The sequence below is a fragment of the Gordonia westfalica genome (assembly GCF_900105725.1).
Lineage (GTDB): Bacteria > Actinomycetota > Actinomycetes > Mycobacteriales > Mycobacteriaceae > Gordonia > Gordonia westfalica.
Window position 1 is genome coordinate 3692346 of the sequence record NZ_FNLM01000034.1, and the last position, 20509, is coordinate 3712854.

The following is a 20509-nucleotide window of genomic DNA, read 5'->3' on the forward strand; positions in this document are numbered from 1 at the left end:
CAACTTCGAATTCAGCGACTGGCGCGCGGGGTCATGCCGAGCGCGGCGACGCCACCGACCACTCCGATCGCGGCCAGCACCCACCACGCCGAGACGAAGGCGGCGTGGACGTCGTCGTAGAGTACCGCGGTACCGACGATCGCGACGAACAGGCTGACTCCCAACGACATTCCGATCTGGCGGCTCATGCTGACCACGGCGCTGCCGGTCGCGGCCTGGTGGGCGGGCAGGTCGGCCGTCGCGGAGGACAGGATCGACGGCAGCGCGAACCCGACCCCGACACCACCGAGGAGCCAGCCGGGCAGCATCTCGGTCGCGAAGTCCGGGGTGGCGTCGACCGACAGCGCGACCATCGCGATCCCGACGGCGAACAGCACGCACCCGACGGCCGCGATGACGCCCACCGGCACTCGAGAACTGAGACGGTCGGCGACCGCGGCGAAGATCGGGACCATCAGCGGACCGGTGGAGACGGCGAATCCGGTGGTGATCGCCGAGAATCCCCAGACCTGCTGTAACCAAAGGATATTGGCGAGGAGCGCGCCGGCGAACGGGATCGAGAAGAGCAGCATCGCGATGTTGGCGGAGGAGAACGTCCGGACCCGCAGCAAGGCTGGATCGATGACCGGTTCGGCGTGGCGTCGGGAACTGAGAACAAACCCGGCGAACGCCACCAGCGTCACGACCCACGCACCGATGATGCGGGAGTCCGACCATCCCCATTCGCTGCCCTGCACCAGACCCAGGGTCAACGCACCCACCGACACCACGAGCAGAGCTGCTCCGAGAGCATCGGGAAACACGGTCACGGTGTCGTTTCGCGAGCGGACGAGGATGAACGCACCTGCCACGAGAGCCGCGATCCCCACCGGGATGTTCACCAGGAACACCCACCGCCAGGACGCCTCCACGAGGACACCACCGACCGCGGGACCGAAGGCGGCGGCGAGCGCCCCGGTGGCCGCCCAGATCTTCACCCCGCGCGCACGACGCTCCGGCGGCAGCGTCGACACCACCAGCCCGAGACTTGCGGGCGTCAGGATCGCCGCACCGGCAGCCTGGAGCGCGCGGAACGCGACGAGCCACCAGACGCCTTGTGCCGCAGCGCAGGCCGCACTGGCGATGGTGAAGAGTGCGAGACCCAACAGGAATCCGCCCTTGCGCCCGTAGCGATCGACGATCCGACCCGCCGGCACGAGCAGCGCCGCATAGAGGATCGCGTACGCGGTGAGAATCCACGACATCGCGGACAGGCTCGCGCCGTCGAAGTCCGCACTGATGTCGTCGAACGCGACGTTGACGATGAACACGTCCAGGCTGGCCATGAACGCCGCGCCGGACAGGATGAGCAGCGTGAGCCCGGGTCGGGCGAGAGCCGGTGACGCTGTGGGCGAATCGATTTCGGTGCGTGTGGAGGTCATCGGGCCGACCACCCGACGACGCGGCGACTCTGGCGGGCCGACGCGAGAAGTCGGCCGTTGCGGTCACGGAGGGTGGTGTCGTCGACGGACCAACCGCCGGACGTGGAGATGTTGCGGGTGTGCACGAGAACCGGCGCGGGTTCGGGATCGTCGAGCGGTGCAGTGATGTGCATCGAGAAGGCGACGGTCGGAATGGCGAGTGGTGCGGCCAATGTGGGGAAGACCGCGGGCGGGAGACAGTCGGCGAGCAGGCCGAGGTAGGTGGCGTCGAGTGCCATGGGGGTGCGCGTGGCGATCCAGGCGCGCATCCACGACGCGTTCGCGCCGGTCAGCGGTAGCGGTCCGTCGACCGGGCGGAGGTCGAGGTGTCCGCCCATGGGGACGATCTCCGGCGGGATGCTGAACTGCGCGAGCCCCTCCGGCCCCGGAACCGTCTCCGCGACATCGACGATGTCGGCCGTGTCGGCGTCACCGACTCGGCCGGCCGTCACCGATGCGAGCGCGATCTCGGTGGCGCCCTGGGTCACCGATACGTCGACGATCCGCGTGTGCCTGCCGACCTCGCGCACCGACGGCGTGAGGAGGAGTTCTCCGCCGGCGGGCTTGCCGACGAATCGCAGGTCCACCGCGCGGACAGTGGCCTCGGGCACCGCGTCGGCCGCGACGTGCACGGCCAGCGCGACGATCGCCCCGCCGAACGGGCCCGACCATCCCCACCAGCTCTCGTCGATGGTTCCCGCCCACCTCCCCGCGCCGACCGGCAACGCGCCTAATTCTTCTGCCAATCCCTGGACAGCACCCTGCTGCCTGCTGAGTTGTTTCATGCAACTCATGCAAGCAGGTTGAGTTGTTTCACGCAACCCACTATGGTCGGAGTCATGCGTCGCGCCTCTTTCACCGACATGAACTGCTCGGTCGCCCAGAGCCTCGAGATCGTCGGGGAATGGTGGACGCTGTTGATCATTCGGGACGCACTGTTCGGGGTGACGCGATTCGACGAGTTCTCGACGCGACTGGGGATCGCGCGCAATGTCCTGACCCAGCGCCTGGACACCCTCGTCGAGCACGGGGTGATGACCAAGGAGCCCTACCAGGACAACCCGGTCCGCTACGACTATCGCCTCACCGACAAGGGCCGCGACCTCTGGACCGTCATCACCGCGCTACGACAGTGGGGCGACAAATGGACCACCGACGGCGGCGCACCCGTCGAGTCGACTCACGCGTGCGGCAACACGATGACTGTCGAACCGCACTGCTCCGCCTGCGGCGAACGCGTCGAGACGGCCGACCTCCGCGTACGCCCGGGGCCGGGCGCACGCGAGAACAACCCGCTCAACGGCCTCCGTTCCAGGAACGCGCAACCCTCCTGAACTGCGGGAATCGTAAAGGTTCTACCCCCGGAATTAGAACGTGTTCTACTGTGGGGGAGTTCCGTCTGCACGTCCTTGAGGAGCAAGATGCGGTTCACTTTCGCCGAGGCCATGACCGACCCGTCGTACTACGCGCCGCTCGCGCAGGCCGCGGAGAAAGCGGGATACGCCGGCTTCACCATCCCCGACTCGCTCGCCTACCCCGAGGAGTCGGACGCCAAGTATCCGTACACCCCCGACGGCAACCGCGAGTTCCTCGACGGCAAGGCGTTCATCGAGACGTTCATCCAGGCCGCGGCGCTGGGCGCGGTCACCTCGACCATCCGGTTCACCCCCTTCGTGCTGAAACTCCCCGTCCGGCCGCCGGCCCTGGTCGCCAAGCAGGCGAGTTCGGTCGCCTACCTCACCGGCAACCGCCTCGCCCTCGGCGTCGGCACGAGCCCGTGGCCCGAGGACTACGACTTCATGGGCGTCGACTTCAAGCGTCGCGGTAAGCGGATGGACGAGTGCATGGACATCATCCGCGGGCTCACCACGGGCGAGTACTTCGAATTCCACGGCGAGTTCTACGACATCCCCAAGATCAAGATGACGCCCGCACCCACCGAGCCGATCCCGCTGCTGGTGGGCGGTCACGCCGACGCCGCGCTACGCCGCGCGGTCATCCGCGGCGATGGCTGGATGCACGGCGGCGGTCCGCCGGAGGAACTAGACACCTTGCTCGATCGCATCAACGAGATCCGCAAGGCGGAGGGCAAGAGCAATGACCCGTTCGAGATCCACGTGATCTCGATGGACGCCTACACGGTCGACGGATGTAAACGTCTGGAGGACAAGGGGATCACCGATGTCATCGTCGGCTTCCGCCTGCCGTACGTGATGGGCGAGGACACCGAACCCCTCCAGACCAAGATCGATCACCTGAACTGGTACGCGGACAACGTGATCGCCAAGGTCAACGGCTGATCGGTAGCCCGAGACACGCCGGTTTGGAGGCCGCCGGTTTCGGGTACGCGCGCGAAATGCCGCTCAGCAGGCGCAGGTTCTTCACCGTCGCGGGAGTCACCGGGGCGTCGGTTCTCGGCGCCTCGGCACTCGCTTCGTGCGGCGGGTCGTCGGTCTCGCCGAACACGTTGCGGGTCGCCATCGCAGGCGAACCCGATCAGCTCGATCCGCAGAAATCCAGCTCGTACTTCACCTTCGAGGTACTCGAGAACGTCTTCGACACCCTCGTCGAACCCGACGAGAACCTGCAGATGCAACCATCTCTCGCCGAGAGCTGGGAGGTGAGCCCCGACGCCCGGCAGTGGACTTTCCTCCTGCGCCCGGGGGTCACGTTCCACAACGGCGATCCGCTGACCGCCGCCGACGTCGAGTACTCCTTCCGCCGCATCCTCGACGAAGAACTCTCGAACGCCTGGAAACTCGAGGCCATCGAGACGATCACCGCACTCGACGACCGACTCGTGCAGTTCACGGTCCGGGAACCCACCCCGAACCTGCTGACCAACATCGGCGGCTTCAAAGGACTCGCGATCGTCAACCGGCGCAACGTCGAATCAGGCGCGATCGCGACGAAACCCGTGGGTACGGGCCCGTTCTCGTTCGTGTCCCGCTCCCCCGGCGCCTCGATCGTGCTGAAATCCAACCCCGACTACTGGGGTGGCCCACCCGCGATCGACGGCGTGAACTACAGCTTCATCTCGCAGGGTACAACGGCCGTCTCGGCACTCCGATCCGGCGAGATCGACTGGACGGACGCGATTCCCGCACAGCAGCTGAGCATCCTGTCGCGCGACGACACGCTCGAGGTCGGCACCGTGGTGGCGAACGACTACTGGTACATCACGATGAACTTCGACGCCAAACCCTTCGAGGACACCCGCGTCCGCCAGGCCGTCGCCTATGCCATCGACCGGCAGTCGATCGCGCAGGTCGTCGGGTACGGCACCGCCACGCCCAACGAACTCGCCATCCCGTCGACCAGTCCCTGGTTCGCACCGTACGACCGCTTCACCGCGGGCCTCGACCGTGCCCAAGCCGTCGACAAGGCGAAAAGCCTGTTACGCCAATCGGGTATCCGGTCGACGGACATGCGGCTCATGGTCACCACCGAGTATCCCGAGACCGTGACCGCCGCACAGGTCATCGCGTCTAACCTCTCCGACATCGGCATCACCGTCAAGATCGAGCAACTCGACTTCGGCGCGTGGCTCGACCGTCAGGCTGCCGGTGATTTCGACGCCCTGCTGCTCGGTTGGCTCGGCAACATCGATCCCGACGATTTCTACTATGCCCAGCATCATTCGGACGGGACGTCGAACGCGCAGAAGTATTCGAACCCGCAGGTGGACGCACTGCTCGACCGGGGACGCACCGAACTCGACGTCGACGCCCGCAAGGGCATCTACGCCGACGCGGCCGGCCGGATCGCCGACGACGTGAGCTACCTGTATCTGTACAACCCCTCTGCCACGCAGGCGTTTTCGAAAGAGCTCCACGGATATCCGGTCCGGTCCGACAAAGCCGTCCGGTTCCGGTCCGCCCGGCTGGAGAGGAGTTGATGTGACCGCGCTGCATTCCCCGCTGGTGCGATTCATCCTCATCCGGCTCGCGTACACGGTCGCCGTGCTGCTCGGGGTGATCGTCGCGGTCTTCTTCCTGATCCAGATCGTGCCAGGCGACCCGGTGCGCATCGCGCTCGGTACGCGCTACACCCCGGAATCGTATGAGGCACTGCGCAGTGCGTCCGGTCTGGACCAGCCGCTGGCCAACCAGCTGTTCGCCTACGTCGGCAACGCCTTCACCGGCGACCTCGGTGTCAGTTTCCGCAACAGCGAACCCGTGACGACCATGCTGTTCGACCGGCTGCCGGCAACCATCACCCTCGCTCTCGCCGCCATCGTGGTGGCGTTGCTCATCGCGATCCCGTTGGGTGCGTGGGCGGCTCTCCGCGAAGGCCGTCTGGCCGACAACGTCATTCGGGTCATCAGCCAGTTCGGCATCTCGGTTCCGGATTTCTGGATGGGCATACTGCTGATCGGCCTGTTCTCGACCGCACTCGGATGGCTGCCCTCGGCGGGATACCAGCCGTTCGCCGACGGGCCGCTCGGCTGGTTCGAGCATCTCGTCCTGCCCGCCGTCACGGTCGGGGTCGTGACCGGTGCGATCATGACCCGCTACGTCCGATCGTCGGTGCTCGAGGTCGTGAACACGCCGTTCGTCACCACCGCGGAGTCAAAAGGCCTGAGCAAGAAGAAGATCATGCTCGACCACGTGGGACGCAACGCCCTGGTGCCCGTCCTCACCATCTCCGGCATCCAGTTCGCCGGACTCCTCGGTGGCGTCATTGTCGTCGAGGTCGTGTTCGCCTGGCCCGGCCTGGGACTGCTGGTCTACGACTCGGTCGCGGCTCGCGACTACCCGGTGCTGCAGGGCGCCATCCTGCTGATCGCGGTGATCTTCCTGCTCGTGAACCTCGTCGTGGACATCCTCTACGCCGTCATCGATCCGAGGATCCGGTTGTCATGACCCTCACCGCACCCGAACCTCCCGAGCCCTCCGCCGCCGTCGAACCGGCGGAACCGGACACCGGAACTGATTCGGCCTGGCGGTTGCTGCTCCGCAACCGGGCGTCGGTCGCGGGGTTGGTCATCATCGCGGTCGTCGTCATCTGCGCCGTCTTCGGCCCGCTGATCGCGCCATACGGCGCCAACGAGATCGACGTGCCGAATGCACTCCAGGCACCGAGTTGGTCGCACCTGTTCGGCACCGACGACCTCGGTCGCGACGTCTTCTCACGCGTGGTGCTCGCCGCGTCGGTGAGCTTGCGGGTCGCCGTCATCGCCGTCGCGATCTCCCTTACCGTCGGCGTCGTCCTCGGGATGGTCGCGGGTTTCGCCGGCGGCGTGCTCGACACCGCACTCATGCGCATCGTCGACGTGGTGTTCTCGTTCCCCGTTCTTCTCCTGGCACTCGCGATCGTTGCGGTCCTGGGTCCCGGTGTCACGTCGGCGATGATCGCGATCGGCGTCGTGTACATCCCGATCTTCGCCCGCGTCGCACGCGCGGATACGTTGCGGGTCCGGCAGACCCAGTACGTGCAGTCGGCACGGACGATGGGGGTCCGCACCTCCCGCATCCTGTTCGACCATGTGCTGCCGAACATCTCGGGCCCGGTGATCGTGCAGACCTCGATCTCACTGGCGTTCGCCATCCTCTCGGAGGCGGCGCTGTCCTTCCTGGGACTCGGTGTGCAGCCGCCCGATCCGTCGTGGGGCCGGATGCTCTTCGACGCGCAGGGTTTCATCACGACCGCATGGTGGATGGGTGTGTTCCCCGGACTCGCGATCCTGTTCACCGTGTTCGCCTTCAACCTCATCGGCGACGGGGTGCGCGACGTTCTCGATCCCCGACAGCGCACGCTGCTGCGCAACCGGGGATACGAACGCAAGTCGGTCACCGTCGCGACGGCGACACCGAAACCCGCGCGCGCCGTCGCCGACGATTCGGTGCTCGATGCGGAAGGCCTCGTCGTCGGGGTCGGACCCCGGGAGATCGTGCACGGCATCAGCTTCACGGTCGCCCGCGGTGAGACGCTCGGCATCGTCGGCGAGAGCGGTTCGGGAAAGTCGTTGAGCGTGCTGTCGGCAACGGGCCTGTTCGACGCCCCGAGCGCCTACGTGCGCGGTTCGTCACTCCTCGGTGACACCGAGATCGTCGGCGCCACACCGTCGAAACTGCGCGCGCTACACGGGACGCGGGTGGGCTTCGTCTTCCAGGACCCGTCGTCGAGTCTCAATCCGCTTCTCACCGTCGAGCAGCAACTCACCGAGGGGCCGCGCCGACACCTCGGGCTCAACCGCGTCGAAGCTCGCGACCGTGCGTTGCAACTGCTCCGCGACGTGAACCTTCCCGACCCCGAAGCCCGTTTGCGCGCGTATCCCCATCAGCTGTCGGGTGGCCAACGTCAGCGTGTGATGATCGCGATCGCTCTGGCGTGTGACCCCGATCTGCTCATCGCCGACGAGGCCACCACTGCGCTCGACGTGACCACGCAGGCGCAGATCATCGACCTCGTCGCCGACCTGCAGCGCAAACGCGGCATGGCCGTGGTGTGGATCAGCCACGACCTCGGCGTGATCGGCCGCATAGCCGACCGGGTCATGGTCATGCGAGAGGGGCGGATCGTCGAAAGCCGTGATGTGACAGCACTGTTCGACGAACCGCAGGACGCATACACCAAGAAGCTGCTCGACTCACGACCGTTGCTGAGCAGGGTCACCGACCGCGACACCGCCGCGAGTCTGACCAAGACCGTGGAGACGCCCGTGCTGCAGGCCAACGGACTGGGCGTCGAGTACGTGGTGCGCGGTCAGACGGGTCGCAGCGTGGTGCGTGCGATCGACGGCGTCGACCTGCAGGTGGCCCGGGGTCGGACACTCGGCATCGTCGGCGAGTCCGGGTCGGGAAAGTCGACGGTCGCCGGCGTTGCCACCGGACTGATCACCTCCGGCCAGGGCGCGAAGGTGACCGGCAGCGTGACGGTGACGATCGACGGACGCGAGGTCGAGGCGGTGGGTGTCCGCGGCACCGATGAAGCACTACTCCGACGCCGGATCGCGATGGTCTTCCAGGACCCGACCGCGTCACTCGATCCGCGGATGACCGTCGCCTCGTCGATCGCCGAACCGCTCCGCGCCCACAGCCTGATCTCCGGCCGAGGCGAGATACACAGCCGCGCAGAGCAGTTGCTGGCCGACGTCAGCCTCGATTCGTCGTTCCTCGGTCGCTACCCGCACGAGATGTCCGGCGGACAGCGGCAACGCGTGTGCATCGCGCGAGCACTGGCCTCCGAACCCGAGATCCTCATCCTCGACGAGTCGACCGCGTCGCTCGACGTCTCTGTGCAGGCGGGGGTTCTCGAGTTGCTGCGCGGCCTGCAGCGCGAGAAAGGCCTGACGTTCCTGTTCATCGCGCACGATCTGGCCGTCGTCGAGCAGATCAGCGACACCGTCGCGGTGATGCAGAACGGCAGGGTCGTCGAGACCGGCCCGGCGGCGCAGATTCTGCACGATCCCGAAACCGATTACACACGAATCCTTCTCGCCGCGATTCCGCCGGAGGTTCCGCAGCGGGCATGACCTCGATACGCGGCGTCCTCGCTACGCTCGGCCGGCGCTACTCGGCCGGCGGGGAGAACCCGCGCAGCGCCGCCTCCGCGGCGCGGTACCCGCACATGCCGTGCACTCCCCCGCCCGGCGGTGTGGACGAGGAGCACAGGTACACGCCGTCGACGCCGGTGGCGTACGGATTCGGCGACAACCGGGGACGGGCGACGAGATGCCACAGATCATTTCGGCCGCCGCCGATGTCGCCGCCGACGTAGTTCGGGTTCTCGACCTCGAGTTCGGCAGGACCGATGCTCCGCGACGCGCGGATGCGGGACCGGAATCCCGGGGCGAAGCGTTCGATCTGCGCGGTGACCGCCTCGGTCGCGTCACCGGTGTAGCCATGCGGCACATGGGCGTACGCCCAGAGTGGTTTGAGATCGCCGTTGGCCCGCGACGGGTCGGCCAACCACTGCTGGCCGATGAGGACGAACGGGTCGTCGGGCATCCGGCCGTCGAGGACGGTGTTCTCCGACCGCACCACCTGGTCCATGGTTCCGCCGAGATGGACGACGCCGGCGCGGTCGCATCCCGGTGCGGTCCACCCGACCTCGCCGTCGATGACGTAATCCACCTTGAACGCGGCCGGTCCGGCCTGGTGCCGGCGGTAGGTGCGTGCGGTCCGCGACGGCTGTTCGGCGCCGAGGATGCGTTGCGCCGCGGTGGGGTCGGTGTCGAGCAGGACGATGTCGGCGTCGAGGTCGGCGCGGCTGGTCACCGTGGTGCCGGTCTCGATTCGTCCGCCGAGGTCGACCAGCTTGGCGGCCAGTGCCTTGGTGATCGCGGCGGATCCGCCCTCGGCCACCGGCCAGCCCTCGACGTGGCCGGCGGCGGTGAGCATCACGCCGCCCGCGGCGGTGCCGATGCGGTTCAACCGCACGAACGGATGCGCGGCGATGCCGATGAACAGTGCGCGTGCCTGCGGGGTGGAGAAGGCGCGGGCCAGCAGCGTCGCCGGTAGTCCCGATCGGGCTGCGAATCCGGCGAAACCCAGTGGATGCCGCGGGATTCGGACCATCGGGCCGAGCGCGTCGTCGGCGATGGTGGTGAAGCGTTCCGCCACGGGCCCGAAGATCGCACGCCACCGTCGACCGTCGGCGCCGAGCCCGGCCGCGGTCTCCTCGACCGACTGATAGAAGAGTCCGGCGGTGCCGTCGTCGAGCGGATGCGCTGCGTCGATCTCCGGCCGCACGAATCGCAGGCCGTAGCGGTCGAGTCCCAGGGTTCGCAGATAGGGAGACGCCGCGCCGAGCGGGTGGAAGGCCGAACAGATGTCGTGCACGACGCCGGATTCGAGCAGTTCCGCGCTGCGTGTGCCGCCGCCGATCTCGTCGGCGGCCTCCAGCACGGTCACGTCCAGACCCGCCTGCGCGAGACGCACCGCCCCGGCGAGTCCGTTGGGTCCTGCACCGACTACGACGGCTTTTCGCATGCCGCCACGGTAGCCGCGATCAGCGGATCTTGAAGATGACCGCCCGCTGGACCACGAAATTGATGACCGTGGCCGTGCCCTGTGCGATGACGAAGGCGATCGCCGAGTAGACGGCGGTCTCCTCCCACAGCGACGACAACCAGCTGTACAGACCGACGTTGACCACGAAGGTGACCAGGTAGAGGAGCACGACCGCGATGAAGCGGGCGGTGCTCGGCTCCGCACGGAAGGTCCATCGCCGGTTGATCAGGTACGCGACGGTGGTGCCGAGGATGAACCCGCCCGCCTTGGCGACGGCCTCCGGGGTGTCGACGACGTACTGCAGGAACAGGGTGAGCGCGAAGTCCAGAACCGCCGAGCCCGCACCGGTGACCACGAACCGGATCAGCTGCGTCTTCAGATCGACATCGGTCGATGCCTCTTCGTCGTCGAGGGGCAGCTCGATCGGCATCGGCGCATGTCGGGTCGTGAAGTCCTCGTGGTGATCGTGAGGGACGTCACCTGCGGTTTCGTCGTTGCCAGGGTCGGGTCGAGACACGCTGACACCCTAGCGGACGAGGTGACGGGTGGGTTTCGACGCGACGCCTCGCTCCGCTCGGTGTCGGCTCAACCGGCATGTCGGCACGAGCAGGGTCTAGAACTCCTCGTCGACGTCCGAGTCCCGTGCTGCACGCTCGCCACGGTCGAGAGTCGCGAGGTCGGCGAGGTCGGCGTCGTCGAGGGCGAAGTCGAAGAGGTCGGCGTTCTCCAGCTGACGTCCGGCGTGCGAGGACTTGGGCACGACGCTGATGCCGTGCTGCACCGCCCACCGCAGCGCGATCTGGGTCGGCGACTTGCCGTACCTGCGGGCGATCCGCAGGATCACCGGATCGCCCAGGACGCCTTCCTTGCGGCCGGTCGGATGCCACGCCTGCGCATGAATCCCCTTGTCGGCCATGAATTCCCGGAGCTCGGTCCGCGGCAGTGCCGGCGAGCACTGGATCTGGTTGAGCACCGGCCAGCGGCCGGTCTCGTCGAAGAGCATCTGGAGCTGGTGCGGTTTGAAGTTGGAGACACCCGGGGTGCGGACGTAACCCTCGTCGGCGAGGGTGAGCAGCGCTTTCCACGAGTCGACGGTGCGTCCGAGACTCGGGCACGGCCAATGGATGAGGTAGATGTCGATGTAGCCGACGCCGAGGCGTCGGGCGCTCTCCTTGGCTGCGGTGATCGCCTCGTCGAAGCCGTGGTCGCCGCCGCTGAGCTTGGTCTGGACGATCACCTCGTCGCGACGGATACCCGAACTGTGCACGCCCATGCCGACGCTGAGCTCGTTGCTGTAGCGCGGAGCGGTGTCGAGAAGCCGGTATCCCGCCTTCAGCGCCGCGCCGACCGCGCCGACACACGGGCGGCCGAGCATGTTGTAGGTGCCGAGTCCCACGAGGGGAATCGACTGACGGTTGTTGAGCTCGACGGAGGGGATGTCCACTCGACAAGGATAGGTCGGGCGAACCCTTCGAGCACTCCGCCGAGACCAAGTGGAAACCGTGGGCGGCACGAAAAGCGCTCGGGAACGGCACGAATAGTCGCCGACCCCGACTGCGCGACACGCACGCGCCCCTTTACTGTTCTGAACATGTCTGCGCTCAAGTCCCGATCGCCCGTGTCGCGCACCACGCGAACACTCGTCTCCGTTCTCGCCGGGCTCGGCATGGTCCTGCTCGGGACCACCGCCCCGGCGCACGCGGATGACGCGGTTTCCGTGGGCATCCCGAACTGGTCGGGTCTGGACGTCACCGAGTACTCCGGCCCCATCCCGGCCAAGGCGGGCACCCTCATCTCCCAGGTTCCGCTGGCGGAGGAGCTCAACCTCCCCGCGGCCGGTGACGCCTACCGCATCCAGTACTCGTCGCTGAACCAGCACGGCAAGATGGCGACGGGCACCGGTGCGGTGTTCCTGCCCAAGGGCAAAGCACCCGCCGGCGGCTGGCCGGTCATCTCCTGGGCCCACGGCACCGTCGGCATGAACGACGACTGCACGCCGTCGGCCTTCCCGCGCAGCGAACGCGACCAGAAGTACCTGGGCCACTGGCTCCAGCAGGGTTACGCCGTCGTCGCCGCCGACTACGTCGGTCTGGGCACCCCCGGCCTGATGGCCTACCTGAACGGCGTCACCGCCGCGCACGCGATCGTCGACATCGTCGTCGCCTCGCATCAGATGGATCTGCCGCTGGCCAAGCGCTGGGCAATCATCGGACAGTCGCAGGGTGCGGCCGCCGCGTTGAACGGGGCTCGCTACGCCACCGAGTTCAGCCGTGGATCGGGTCTGGACTACCGCGGCGTCGTCGCCACCGGCATCCCGGCCAACCTCGAGTACCTGTACCAGAACCTGGGACCGGTCGTCCCGCCGGTGAACCTGCCCGGCGGCCTGAACGCCTACACCGCCTACATCCTGGCCGGCTTCAACGACACCCGTCCGGACATGAACATCACCAAGGCCATGACGCCGAAGGGCATCAAGCGTCTGGCCGAGGGTCGCACCACCTGCTACCCGATCCTCAAGAAGTCGCTCGCCGGTGACGACGTGCGCACCTGGTTCCGCGCACCGCTGATGTCGATCCCGGGTCTGAGCCCGGCGCTGCACGAGTACATGGCCACGCCGTACAAGGGTTACGACCGCCCGATCTTCCTGGGCCAGGGCCTGCGTGACGTCGACGTGCCGGCACCGTCGGCGCTGTCGCTGTACGCGCAGATGAAGGCCAACAACCAGCCGGTCGAGCTGTTCGTCTACCCCGAGGACGACCACTCGAGCGCGGTACTGGCGTCGATGAAGGACTCGACCCCGTTCGTGGCCCGCATCCTGCGCTGACCCGGAATCACCGCTGCGGTGTCCGTCGATCTGAGACCCTTTAGTCGATGGGCACAGGATCGATGGGCACCGCAGTTGCTTCTTATGACGACGTCGTCATCGGCGCGGGACACAACGGACTGACCGCCGCCGCCTACCTGGCGCGCGCCGGACGCCGGGTCCTCATCCTGGAGAAGGCCGATCACGTCGGCGGCGCGACTGTCTCGGCCATGCCCTTCTCCGGTCTCTCCGCACACCTGTCGCGGTTCTCGTACCTGGTGTCGCTGATGCCGCGCGAGATCATCGCCGATCTCGATCTCGACATCTCGCTGATCCGGCGCCGCTACTCGTCGTACACACCGTTGCCGTCGGATCCGACGCGCGGCATCCTCATCGACACCCAGGACGACGACGCCACTGCGCAATCCTTCCGGAGGGTGTTGCGCGCCGATCACGTCGGCGCCGACCCCGTGGGCTACTCCCCTGCGGGTTTCGTGGCGTGGCAGTCCTTCTACCGTCGTGTCGGCACCCTCGCGCGACGCGTCTTCCCCACGCTCATCGAGCCGCTGCGCACCGCCGCCGACATGCACGAACTCGCCGTCGGCACCGACACCTCCGACGCCGAGCTGTGGGAGGCCCTGACGACGTTGCCGCTCGGGACACTGCTCGGCCAGTACTTCGACGACGACCTGCTGCGCGGCATCGCCGCCACGGACGGCCTGATCGGCACCTTCGCCGACCTCGACGATCCGTCGCTGCGACAGAACATCTGCTTCCTCTATCACGTGATCGGCGGCGGGACCGGGGACTGGGACGTCCCGGTCGGGGGTATGGGCGCCGTCTCGGGTGCGCTCTACCAGGCGGCCACGTCGGCGGGCGCCGAGATCTGCACCGGCGTCACCGTGACCGGCGTCGACCCCGCCGACGGGACCGTCGAACTCTCCGACCGGGCCCACGGCGCACGAACAGTGCGCGGTTCGATGATCTACGCGGCCTGCGCACCGAAGGTCCTCAACACGATGATCGACGACCCGATCGCCTGCGAGGCGCAACCCCGGGGCTCCCAGCTGAAGATCAATCTCCTGCTCGACCGCCTCCCACGGCTGCGCGACGAATCGGTGTCGCCGGAGGCGGCGTTCGCCGGGACCTTCCACATCAACGAGACCGCGAGCCAGCTCCACGAGGCCTGGCGACAGGCCGCACGCGGCGAGGTCCCCGACCTCCCCCCGTGCGAGATCTACTGCCACACCCTCTCCGACCGGTCCATCCTCGGACCCGAACTCGACGGCAAACACACGCTTACACTGTTCGGCCTGCACATGCCGCCCGACGTGTTCGACGAGCCGGGTGCCATCCAGCACGCGGTGGGCGCGACCTTCGCCTCGCTGAACGCAGTCCTGGCCGAGCCGATCCAGAACGTCATCGCCCACGACCTCGACGGCCGCCCGTGCATCGAGACCAAGACGCCGCAGGACCTCGAGGAGATGCTCGGGCTGCCCGGCGGCAATATCTTCCACCAGTCGCTGAGGTGGCCGTGGGCCGAGACGGCGTCGGAGGTGGGCACATGGGGCGTCGAGACGCGCCATCCGCGACTCTTGTTGTGCGGTGCGGGCGCACGACGAGGCGGCGGGGTGAGCGGAATCCCGGGCCGGAACGCGGCGGCCGCGGTGCTGGGAGCCGGCGGCCGCGGTCAGCGGGTGGTGTAGCCGCCGTTGGCGAAAAGCGTCTGTCCGGTGATCCACGACCCGTCGGTGCACAGGAACGTCACGATCGGCGCGATGTCCTCGATGCGGGTCAGGCGACCGCCCATCGCTTGGGACTTGTGGAACTCGACTCGCTCGGGCGTTTCCTGCGGGTAGAAGAAGGGGGTGTCCATCGGTCCCGGACCGATGGCGTTGACCGAGATGCCGCGGTCGGCGAACTCCTTCGATGCAGCTCGGTTGAAGTGCTCGACCGGACTCTTCCCGCCGGCATAGGTCGAGTAGCCGTCGGTATATGCGGCGAGCAGACTCGTGACGACGGTGATCACCTTGCCACCTCGTTCGAGATGCGCACCCGCCTCCTTGAGGAAGAAGTACGCGGCCTTCGAGTTGACGGCGAACATCCCGTCGTAGTCGTTTTCCGTGGTCTCGAGGATCGGCTTGCGAAGGACCTTGCCCACGGTGTTGACCGCGATGTCGAGTCGACCGAAGTCCCTGGACGCGGTGTCGAACAGGTCGGTGACCGCCGCTGCAGTCGTGAGATCGGCCTGGTGGGCGACGGCTTCCACGCCGAGGGAACGGATCTCGGCGACGGTGTCGTCGGCGGCGGCCTTGGTCGCGTCGCTGTTGTAGTGGACGAACACGTTCGCGCCCCGACGCGCGAGGTCAATCGCGACAAGCTTTCCGAGGTTCTTTCGCGCCGCCCGCAACGAGAGCGCCCTGTCCGTCGAGTCGGGTGAGTTCGGTTGTCTTCTGCGGTGTGGTCATATGTTCAGTCTCAGATACAGAAAAACAATCTTCAATCGATGATGTATGGTGCTTTCACAAACAGAGATTGTGTAAGGGGATCGTTCATGACGTCACCTGACGTCGACCTGCTCGACACACGGCGCCTGCATCAGTTCGTGGTGGCGGTCGAATCGGAGACTCTGTCGGCGGCGGCGCAACAACTGTTCCTGACCCAGCAAGCCCTGTCCGCGTCGATCCGACAGCTCGAACGCGAGGTCGACGTCACGCTCTTCGATCGCAGCCGCCGGAAACTGCACCTCACCGACGCCGGGAACACGCTCTACGCGGGGGCCAGGGCCCTGCTGGCGGGCAACACCTCACTACTCACCGAAGTACGCGAGTCCGCCCGAGGAATCGTCAGACCCTTCGTCGTCGGACACTCGCCGGCGATCTCCGGCGAAGAGGTCTACCACCTCATCGCGCCTGCGATCGCATCGATGCCGCATCAGCCAATCACCGCACGGCAGGTCTTTCCCGGACAACTCCAAGAACTGTTGTTCGCCAACGAGATCGACGTCGCACTTCGGCGGGGTGTCGATTCTCCGGCGAATCTGACCTCCGCCGTCTTCGCGTATCACGAACTCCGGATCGCCGTCGTCGCCGACCATCTCCTGGCCCACCGGCGCTCGATCACCGCCCGCGATCTGGCGGACACACCCATCGTGGTCTGGGCTCCCGAGCGAAAGTCCTTCTACACCGACTTCCTCATCTCCTATTGCCGCCGTGCGGGTTTCGAACCCACCCTCGTCGTGAACCAGATCCAGGGCACCCCACCGTTCACCGCGGTGCGGCGGTATCCGGAGGCCTGTGCGTTCGTCACCGATGTGCCCGGCGACCTACAGGGCGGTACGGTCCGCGTCCTCGCGTTCGACGAACCACCCCTGGCACCGGTACAGGCGATGTGGTTGCCGCACACCCACTCCGCGGTCCGCGATGCGATGGTGAGCGGAGGCGGCGGCTGAGGCGGTCCCCGGGATCGCGGCAGGAGCCCTACGCGCGTTGCGTCGCACTCCGCGCAGATCACCTCGCGTGAGTCGCCTCCTCGCTCAGCGGGGGCCGGAGCACCAGCACGACGACGATCGCGATGAGGAACACGGCAGTCAGCGCGAACGGGACCGGGATGAGCGGGTCGAACAAGACCAGCACGGCCCCGACCGGGACCACTGTGTTGACCACGCGATCGGCGTTGGCGCGCAGCGCGATCCACCAGATCCCGAGGATGAACACAGCGATCGGGATCGTGACCGTGAACGATGACTGGGTTTCGGTCAGCACGCTGTGATCGGTCAGGGCGTCGATCTCGACCTCGATCCCTGCCGAGAATGCGCCCGCGGCGGCGAAGACGAAGTAGTGGACGTATCCGTAGCGCAGCGAATCGGTCAGCGACCCGATCGCCCGATGGTGGGGTGGCCAGAAGTAGATCCACCACAGCGCCGCCGTCGCGATGAAGGTCAGGATCGCGATCGAGATCAGCGGAGCGAGCGCCTGGTCGTTGTCCAACGCCTCGATGATCGCATTCGACGACGCCAGCAGACTCTCGCCGAGCAGGATCAGGGTGAACAGGCCGTACCGTTCGGTGATGTGGTGCGGATTCCACGGGGTAGTTCCCTGTCGTTCGGCGATCACCGGAACGGCGAGCTCGGCTCCGGCGAGCACCACGAACGCGACGGTCGAGGCCGCACCCGACGGGACGAGCAGCCACAGCAGCCACAGGATCTGGAGGACGGCGATCCCGGCGGCGTAGAGCTGGGTTGTCCGGCGGCGATCCCCGGCCGAGACGGAAGCGCGCAACCACTGGGCCACCATCGCCACACGCATGATCACGTAACCGACGACCACCAGTCCGAACTCGTGGTCCACGAACGCGGACCCGATCCCGGACGCCAACACCAGCACGCCGGCCATCTGCAAGAACGTCAGTACCCGGTACAGCCAGTCGTCGGTTTCGAAGGAGGTTGCGAACCACGTGAAGTTCATCCACGCCCACCAGATGGCGAAGAACACGAACGCATACGAGATCAAGCCGTCGACGATGTGGTTCTCGGTCAGCGCGTGGTGAAACTGGACAGCCGCGATACTCACCGCGACCACGAACACCAGATCGAAGAAGAGCTCGAGCGTGCTGGCGGTCCGTCCCGCTTCATCGGGATCGCGTGGTCGCATGGCGTTCAGGTGTAGACGTGTGGACATCGTTACCAATCCCCCGGACTCGGACACTGCGTGTACGACATCAGATCGGTGTCATCGACAGGTCGGCGCGCCGCGGTGAACGGGCACCGGCCTGGCCGTCCCTCAGTTCCCGCCGTCCTCGTCATCGGGGTCGCCGGCCGGGGTGGGGTCCGAGGCATCACCGGTTTCCGGATCATCACCGGCGCCCCGATCGGGGTTGGTGCAGATCGTTCCCTCGCACGGGACGTACCGGTTGGCGCCGTCGGGACTCTGGATGGCATCGGGGCCGACATAGGTGCCCTGCGGGCACGATGGATCCTGATTCTGCGCACAGTACTGCTGGTCCACGTTGTTCCCGGTCGACCCATCAGCCCCACCCGGTCCCCCGTTCACCGGCTGACCGTCCGCATCCCACGCGCCGGTACCGTCGCCGCCGCCGTGATTGGGATTGGTGCACACGGTGCCCTCACAGGTCACATACGAATGGCTGCCATCAGGGTTTCGGACGGCGTTGGCCCCCACATAGCTGTTCCGGGGACAGGCCGGATCCTGGTTGCGCGCGCAGTACTCCTGGGTCAGACCACTCCCCGTGGATCCGTCCGCACCGGTCGGACCGCCGTTGACCGGCTTGCCATCGGCATCCCACGAACCGCTCTTTGCGTGCGCGGCGACATGCACGCCCAGGTAGCTTCCGACCGGACACTTCTCGTCGGTGTTGTGCGCACAATAGTCCTTGGTCAGGTTGCTGCCGGTGGAGCCGTTCTGTCCGACCGGCCCGCCATTGACCGGCTTGCCATCGGCATCCCACGAGCCTGACGGACTCGCACCGCTGCTCGCCGCGGACCCCGATCCGGCGGAGTCGTTCGACCCAGAACAACCCGCAACGACCAGAGACAGTGCGAATGCAGCGGCAAATATCGCCAACGCTCTCCGTACGACGCCACCTCCACGTAGAAGGACCACGGTAACAACACCTTTCGTCTCACCAACTCCGCTGACCACGACATACAACCATCTCGTGGACCGTGTGGTCTCCACACACAACAAAGCGTTGTCCCGACCCAACCCGCCCTTGTGCGACGACTGTCGCAGCTCGTCTCTTGTCGTCGGCCTACGGTGGCCGAGTAGTCTCTTCTGCGATGTCTACTGAAGAGTTGCTGCCGATCACGACCCGCAAGCTGGTGGGTTGGTCTCGCACCACCCCGATCGAGGGCCACGTCCTGTCCACGCCGTATCCCGAGGTCATCGCCGAGGCGGTGGCCCGCGTCGCCGACGACAACGCGGACAAGCCGGACTACCTCAAGCGCGGTGTCATCGCCCGCGGACTGGGCCGCTCCTACAACGAGTCGGGCCAGAACAGCGGCGGTCTCACGATCGACATGACCCCGCTGACCAGGATCTACGCCATCGACTCCGAGACCGCGACGGTCGACCTCGACGCCGGCGTCTCCCTCGACACCCTCATGCAGGCCGCGCTCCCGTACGGCCTCTGGGTGCCGGTGCTCCCGGGTACCCGCCAGGTCACGGTGGGCGGTGCGATCGCGCACGACATCCACGGCAAGAACCACCACAGCCAGGGCAGCTTCGGCAACCACGTCGTGGAGATGCAGCTGCTCGTGGCCGACGGTCGCATCCTGACGCTCACCCCGGACGGCTCCGGCGACGACCCGGACGGCGAACTGTTCTGGGCGACGGTCGGCGGCATCGGCCTGACCGGCATCGTGCTGCGCGCGAAGATCCAGATGAAGCGCACCCAGAGTGCCTACTTCATCGCCGACACCGCGCGCACCGGATCGCTGCAGGAGACGCTCGACCTGCACCTGCAGGACGGTTTCGAGGACGGCTACGAGTACGCCTCGGGCTGGTTCGACACCATCAGCGGGCCGCCGAAGCTCGGGCGCGGCACCTTCTCGCGCGGCAACCTCGCGCGCGTCGACGAACTGCCGGAGAAGTACCGCGACAACCCGCTGTCGTTCAACAACAAGCCGCTCGTCCGGTTCCCCGACGTCTTCCCGCGCGGGCTGGCCAACAAGCTCAGCTTCTCTGCGGTCGGCGAGGCGTACTACCGGATCGGCCCGCCCAGCGAGGGCAAGGTCAAGAATTTGGCGCAGTTCTACCACATGCTCGACGTGTTCGGTGACTGGAACAACGCCTACGGCCGCGGCGGCGGCTTCTGCCAGTACCAGTTCATCGTGCCCACCGGTAACGAGGCCGAGTTCACCAACCTCATCGAGCACATCCAGGCGTCGGGCCACGTCAGCTTCCTCAATGTGATCAAGCTGTTCGGCGAGGGCAACAAGGCGCCGCTCAGCTTCCCGTTCAAGGGCTGGAACGTCTGCCTCGACTTCCCGGTCAAGGCCGGTCTCGCCGAGTTCCTCAACGATCTCGACCGTCGTGTCATGGGCATGGGCGGACGCCTCTACACCGCAAAGGACTCGCGGACGTCGGCGGCGAGCTTCCACTCGATGTACCCGCGCATCGACGAGTGGATCGCCACGCGTCGTCGGATCGACCCCAACCGGGTGTTCATGTCCGACATGGGCCGACGGCTCGAACTCGCCTGACCCACAACCGGTTCCGCTCCACACCACCTGCGGTCCGCCGCAGACCACCGAAAGCGAGAAGACCCAA

General features: G+C 66.8%; 16 protein-coding genes and 1 pseudogene. 9 read left to right on the plus strand and 8 right to left on the minus strand.

Annotated elements, in window-relative coordinates:
• Positions 1-11 precede the first annotated feature (11 nt).
• Both BLU62_RS22510 and BLU62_RS22515 read right to left on the minus strand, forming a co-directional pair.
• Entirely contained in the window at positions 12-1421 is a 1410-nt protein-coding gene (locus tag BLU62_RS22510; RefSeq protein WP_074853145.1) for a DHA2 family efflux MFS transporter permease subunit, read from the minus strand.
• Positions 1418-2245, minus strand: a complete 828-nt coding sequence (locus BLU62_RS22515) for an acyl-CoA thioesterase (protein ID WP_074852148.1) — start codon at positions 2243-2245, stop codon at positions 1418-1420. Before BLU62_RS22515 ends, BLU62_RS22510 begins: the two co-directional genes overlap by 4 nt.
• A 54-nt stretch (positions 2246-2299) precedes the next feature.
• On the opposite strand from BLU62_RS22515, the gene BLU62_RS22520 reads away from it, so the two are divergent.
• The 5 genes from BLU62_RS22520 to BLU62_RS22540 all read left to right on the plus strand — a co-directional run bounded on the left by BLU62_RS22520 (position 2300) and on the right by BLU62_RS22540 (position 8937).
• Positions 2300-2794 carry a winged helix-turn-helix transcriptional regulator gene (locus BLU62_RS22520; RefSeq protein ID WP_074853147.1) on the plus strand — a complete coding sequence of 165 codons (495 nt, stop codon included), beginning with the start codon at positions 2300-2302 and terminating at the stop codon, positions 2792-2794.
• A gap of 87 nt (positions 2795-2881) precedes the next feature.
• Positions 2882-3760 carry a TIGR03619 family F420-dependent LLM class oxidoreductase gene (locus tag BLU62_RS22525; RefSeq protein WP_074852149.1) on the plus strand — a complete coding sequence of 293 codons (879 nt, stop codon included), beginning with the start codon at positions 2882-2884 and terminating at the stop codon, positions 3758-3760.
• Between the two features lie 56 nt (positions 3761-3816).
• Complete coding sequence (locus BLU62_RS22530) at positions 3817-5358, plus strand: ABC transporter substrate-binding protein (RefSeq protein WP_074853149.1); 1542 nt, start codon at positions 3817-3819, stop codon at positions 5356-5358.
• A 1-nt stretch (position 5359) separates the two neighbouring features.
• Positions 5360-6325, plus strand: a complete 966-nt coding sequence (locus BLU62_RS22535) for an ABC transporter permease (protein WP_074852150.1) — start codon at positions 5360-5362, stop codon at positions 6323-6325.
• On the plus strand, positions 6322-8937 hold the full coding sequence (locus BLU62_RS22540; RefSeq protein WP_074852151.1) for an ABC transporter ATP-binding protein/permease: 2616 nt from the start codon (positions 6322-6324) through the stop codon (positions 8935-8937). Before BLU62_RS22535 ends, BLU62_RS22540 begins: the two co-directional genes overlap by 4 nt.
• 37 nt (positions 8938-8974) lie before the next feature.
• Here BLU62_RS22540 and BLU62_RS22545 read toward each other — a convergent pair whose 3' ends face one another.
• From BLU62_RS22545 to BLU62_RS22555, 3 genes are all read right to left on the minus strand, one after another.
• A complete protein-coding gene (locus tag BLU62_RS22545; protein ID WP_074852152.1) occupies positions 8975-10396 on the minus strand; it encodes a phytoene desaturase family protein in 1422 nt (473 codons plus the stop codon).
• 19 nt (positions 10397-10415) lie between these two features.
• Complete coding sequence (locus tag BLU62_RS22550; protein ID WP_074852153.1) at positions 10416-10934, minus strand: GtrA family protein; 519 nt, start codon at positions 10932-10934, stop codon at positions 10416-10418.
• 96 nt (positions 10935-11030) lie between these two features.
• Entirely contained in the window at positions 11031-11861 is an 831-nt protein-coding gene (locus tag BLU62_RS22555) for an aldo/keto reductase (RefSeq protein WP_074852154.1), read from the minus strand.
• Positions 11862-12008: 147 nt separating this feature from the next.
• Here BLU62_RS22555 and BLU62_RS22560 point away from each other — a divergent pair, with 147 nt between their 5' ends.
• The gene (locus BLU62_RS22560) at positions 12009-13241 is read left to right on the plus strand and encodes an alpha/beta hydrolase family protein (RefSeq protein WP_244278288.1); all 1233 of its coding nucleotides are present in this window, start codon (positions 12009-12011) and stop codon (positions 13239-13241) included.
• A gap of 62 nt (positions 13242-13303) precedes the next feature.
• Entirely contained in the window at positions 13304-14926 is a 1623-nt protein-coding gene (locus BLU62_RS22565) for a phytoene desaturase family protein (protein WP_074852156.1), read from the plus strand.
• Here BLU62_RS22565 and BLU62_RS22570 read toward each other — a convergent pair.
• A pseudogene (locus BLU62_RS22570) lies at positions 14911-15688 on the minus strand (SDR family oxidoreductase). The gene BLU62_RS22565 and the pseudogene BLU62_RS22570 sit on opposite strands and share 16 nt — an antisense overlap.
• 86 nt (positions 15689-15774) lie before the next feature.
• Here BLU62_RS22570 and BLU62_RS22575 point away from each other — a divergent pair.
• Entirely contained in the window at positions 15775-16671 is an 897-nt protein-coding gene (locus tag BLU62_RS22575; protein ID WP_074852157.1) for a LysR family transcriptional regulator, read from the plus strand.
• Between the two features lie 58 nt (positions 16672-16729).
• Here the strand turns inward: BLU62_RS22575 and BLU62_RS22580 are convergent, their stop codons facing one another.
• Together BLU62_RS22580 and BLU62_RS22585 are read right to left on the minus strand one after the other, a co-directional pair.
• Positions 16730-17899 carry a low temperature requirement protein A gene (locus tag BLU62_RS22580; RefSeq protein ID WP_084811865.1) on the minus strand — a complete coding sequence of 390 codons (1170 nt, stop codon included), beginning with the start codon at positions 17897-17899 and terminating at the stop codon, positions 16730-16732.
• Positions 17900-18001: 102 nt separating this feature from the next.
• Entirely contained in the window at positions 18002-18796 is a 795-nt protein-coding gene (locus BLU62_RS22585) for a Mesocentin (RefSeq protein WP_074853150.1), read from the minus strand.
• A gap of 221 nt (positions 18797-19017) precedes the next feature.
• On the opposite strand from BLU62_RS22585, the gene dprE1 reads away from it, so the two are divergent.
• Positions 19018-20442, plus strand: coding sequence for a decaprenylphosphoryl-beta-D-ribose oxidase (dprE1, locus tag BLU62_RS22590; protein WP_074852159.1), 1425 nt, complete (start codon positions 19018-19020; stop codon positions 20440-20442).
• Positions 20443-20509 lie beyond the last annotated feature (67 nt).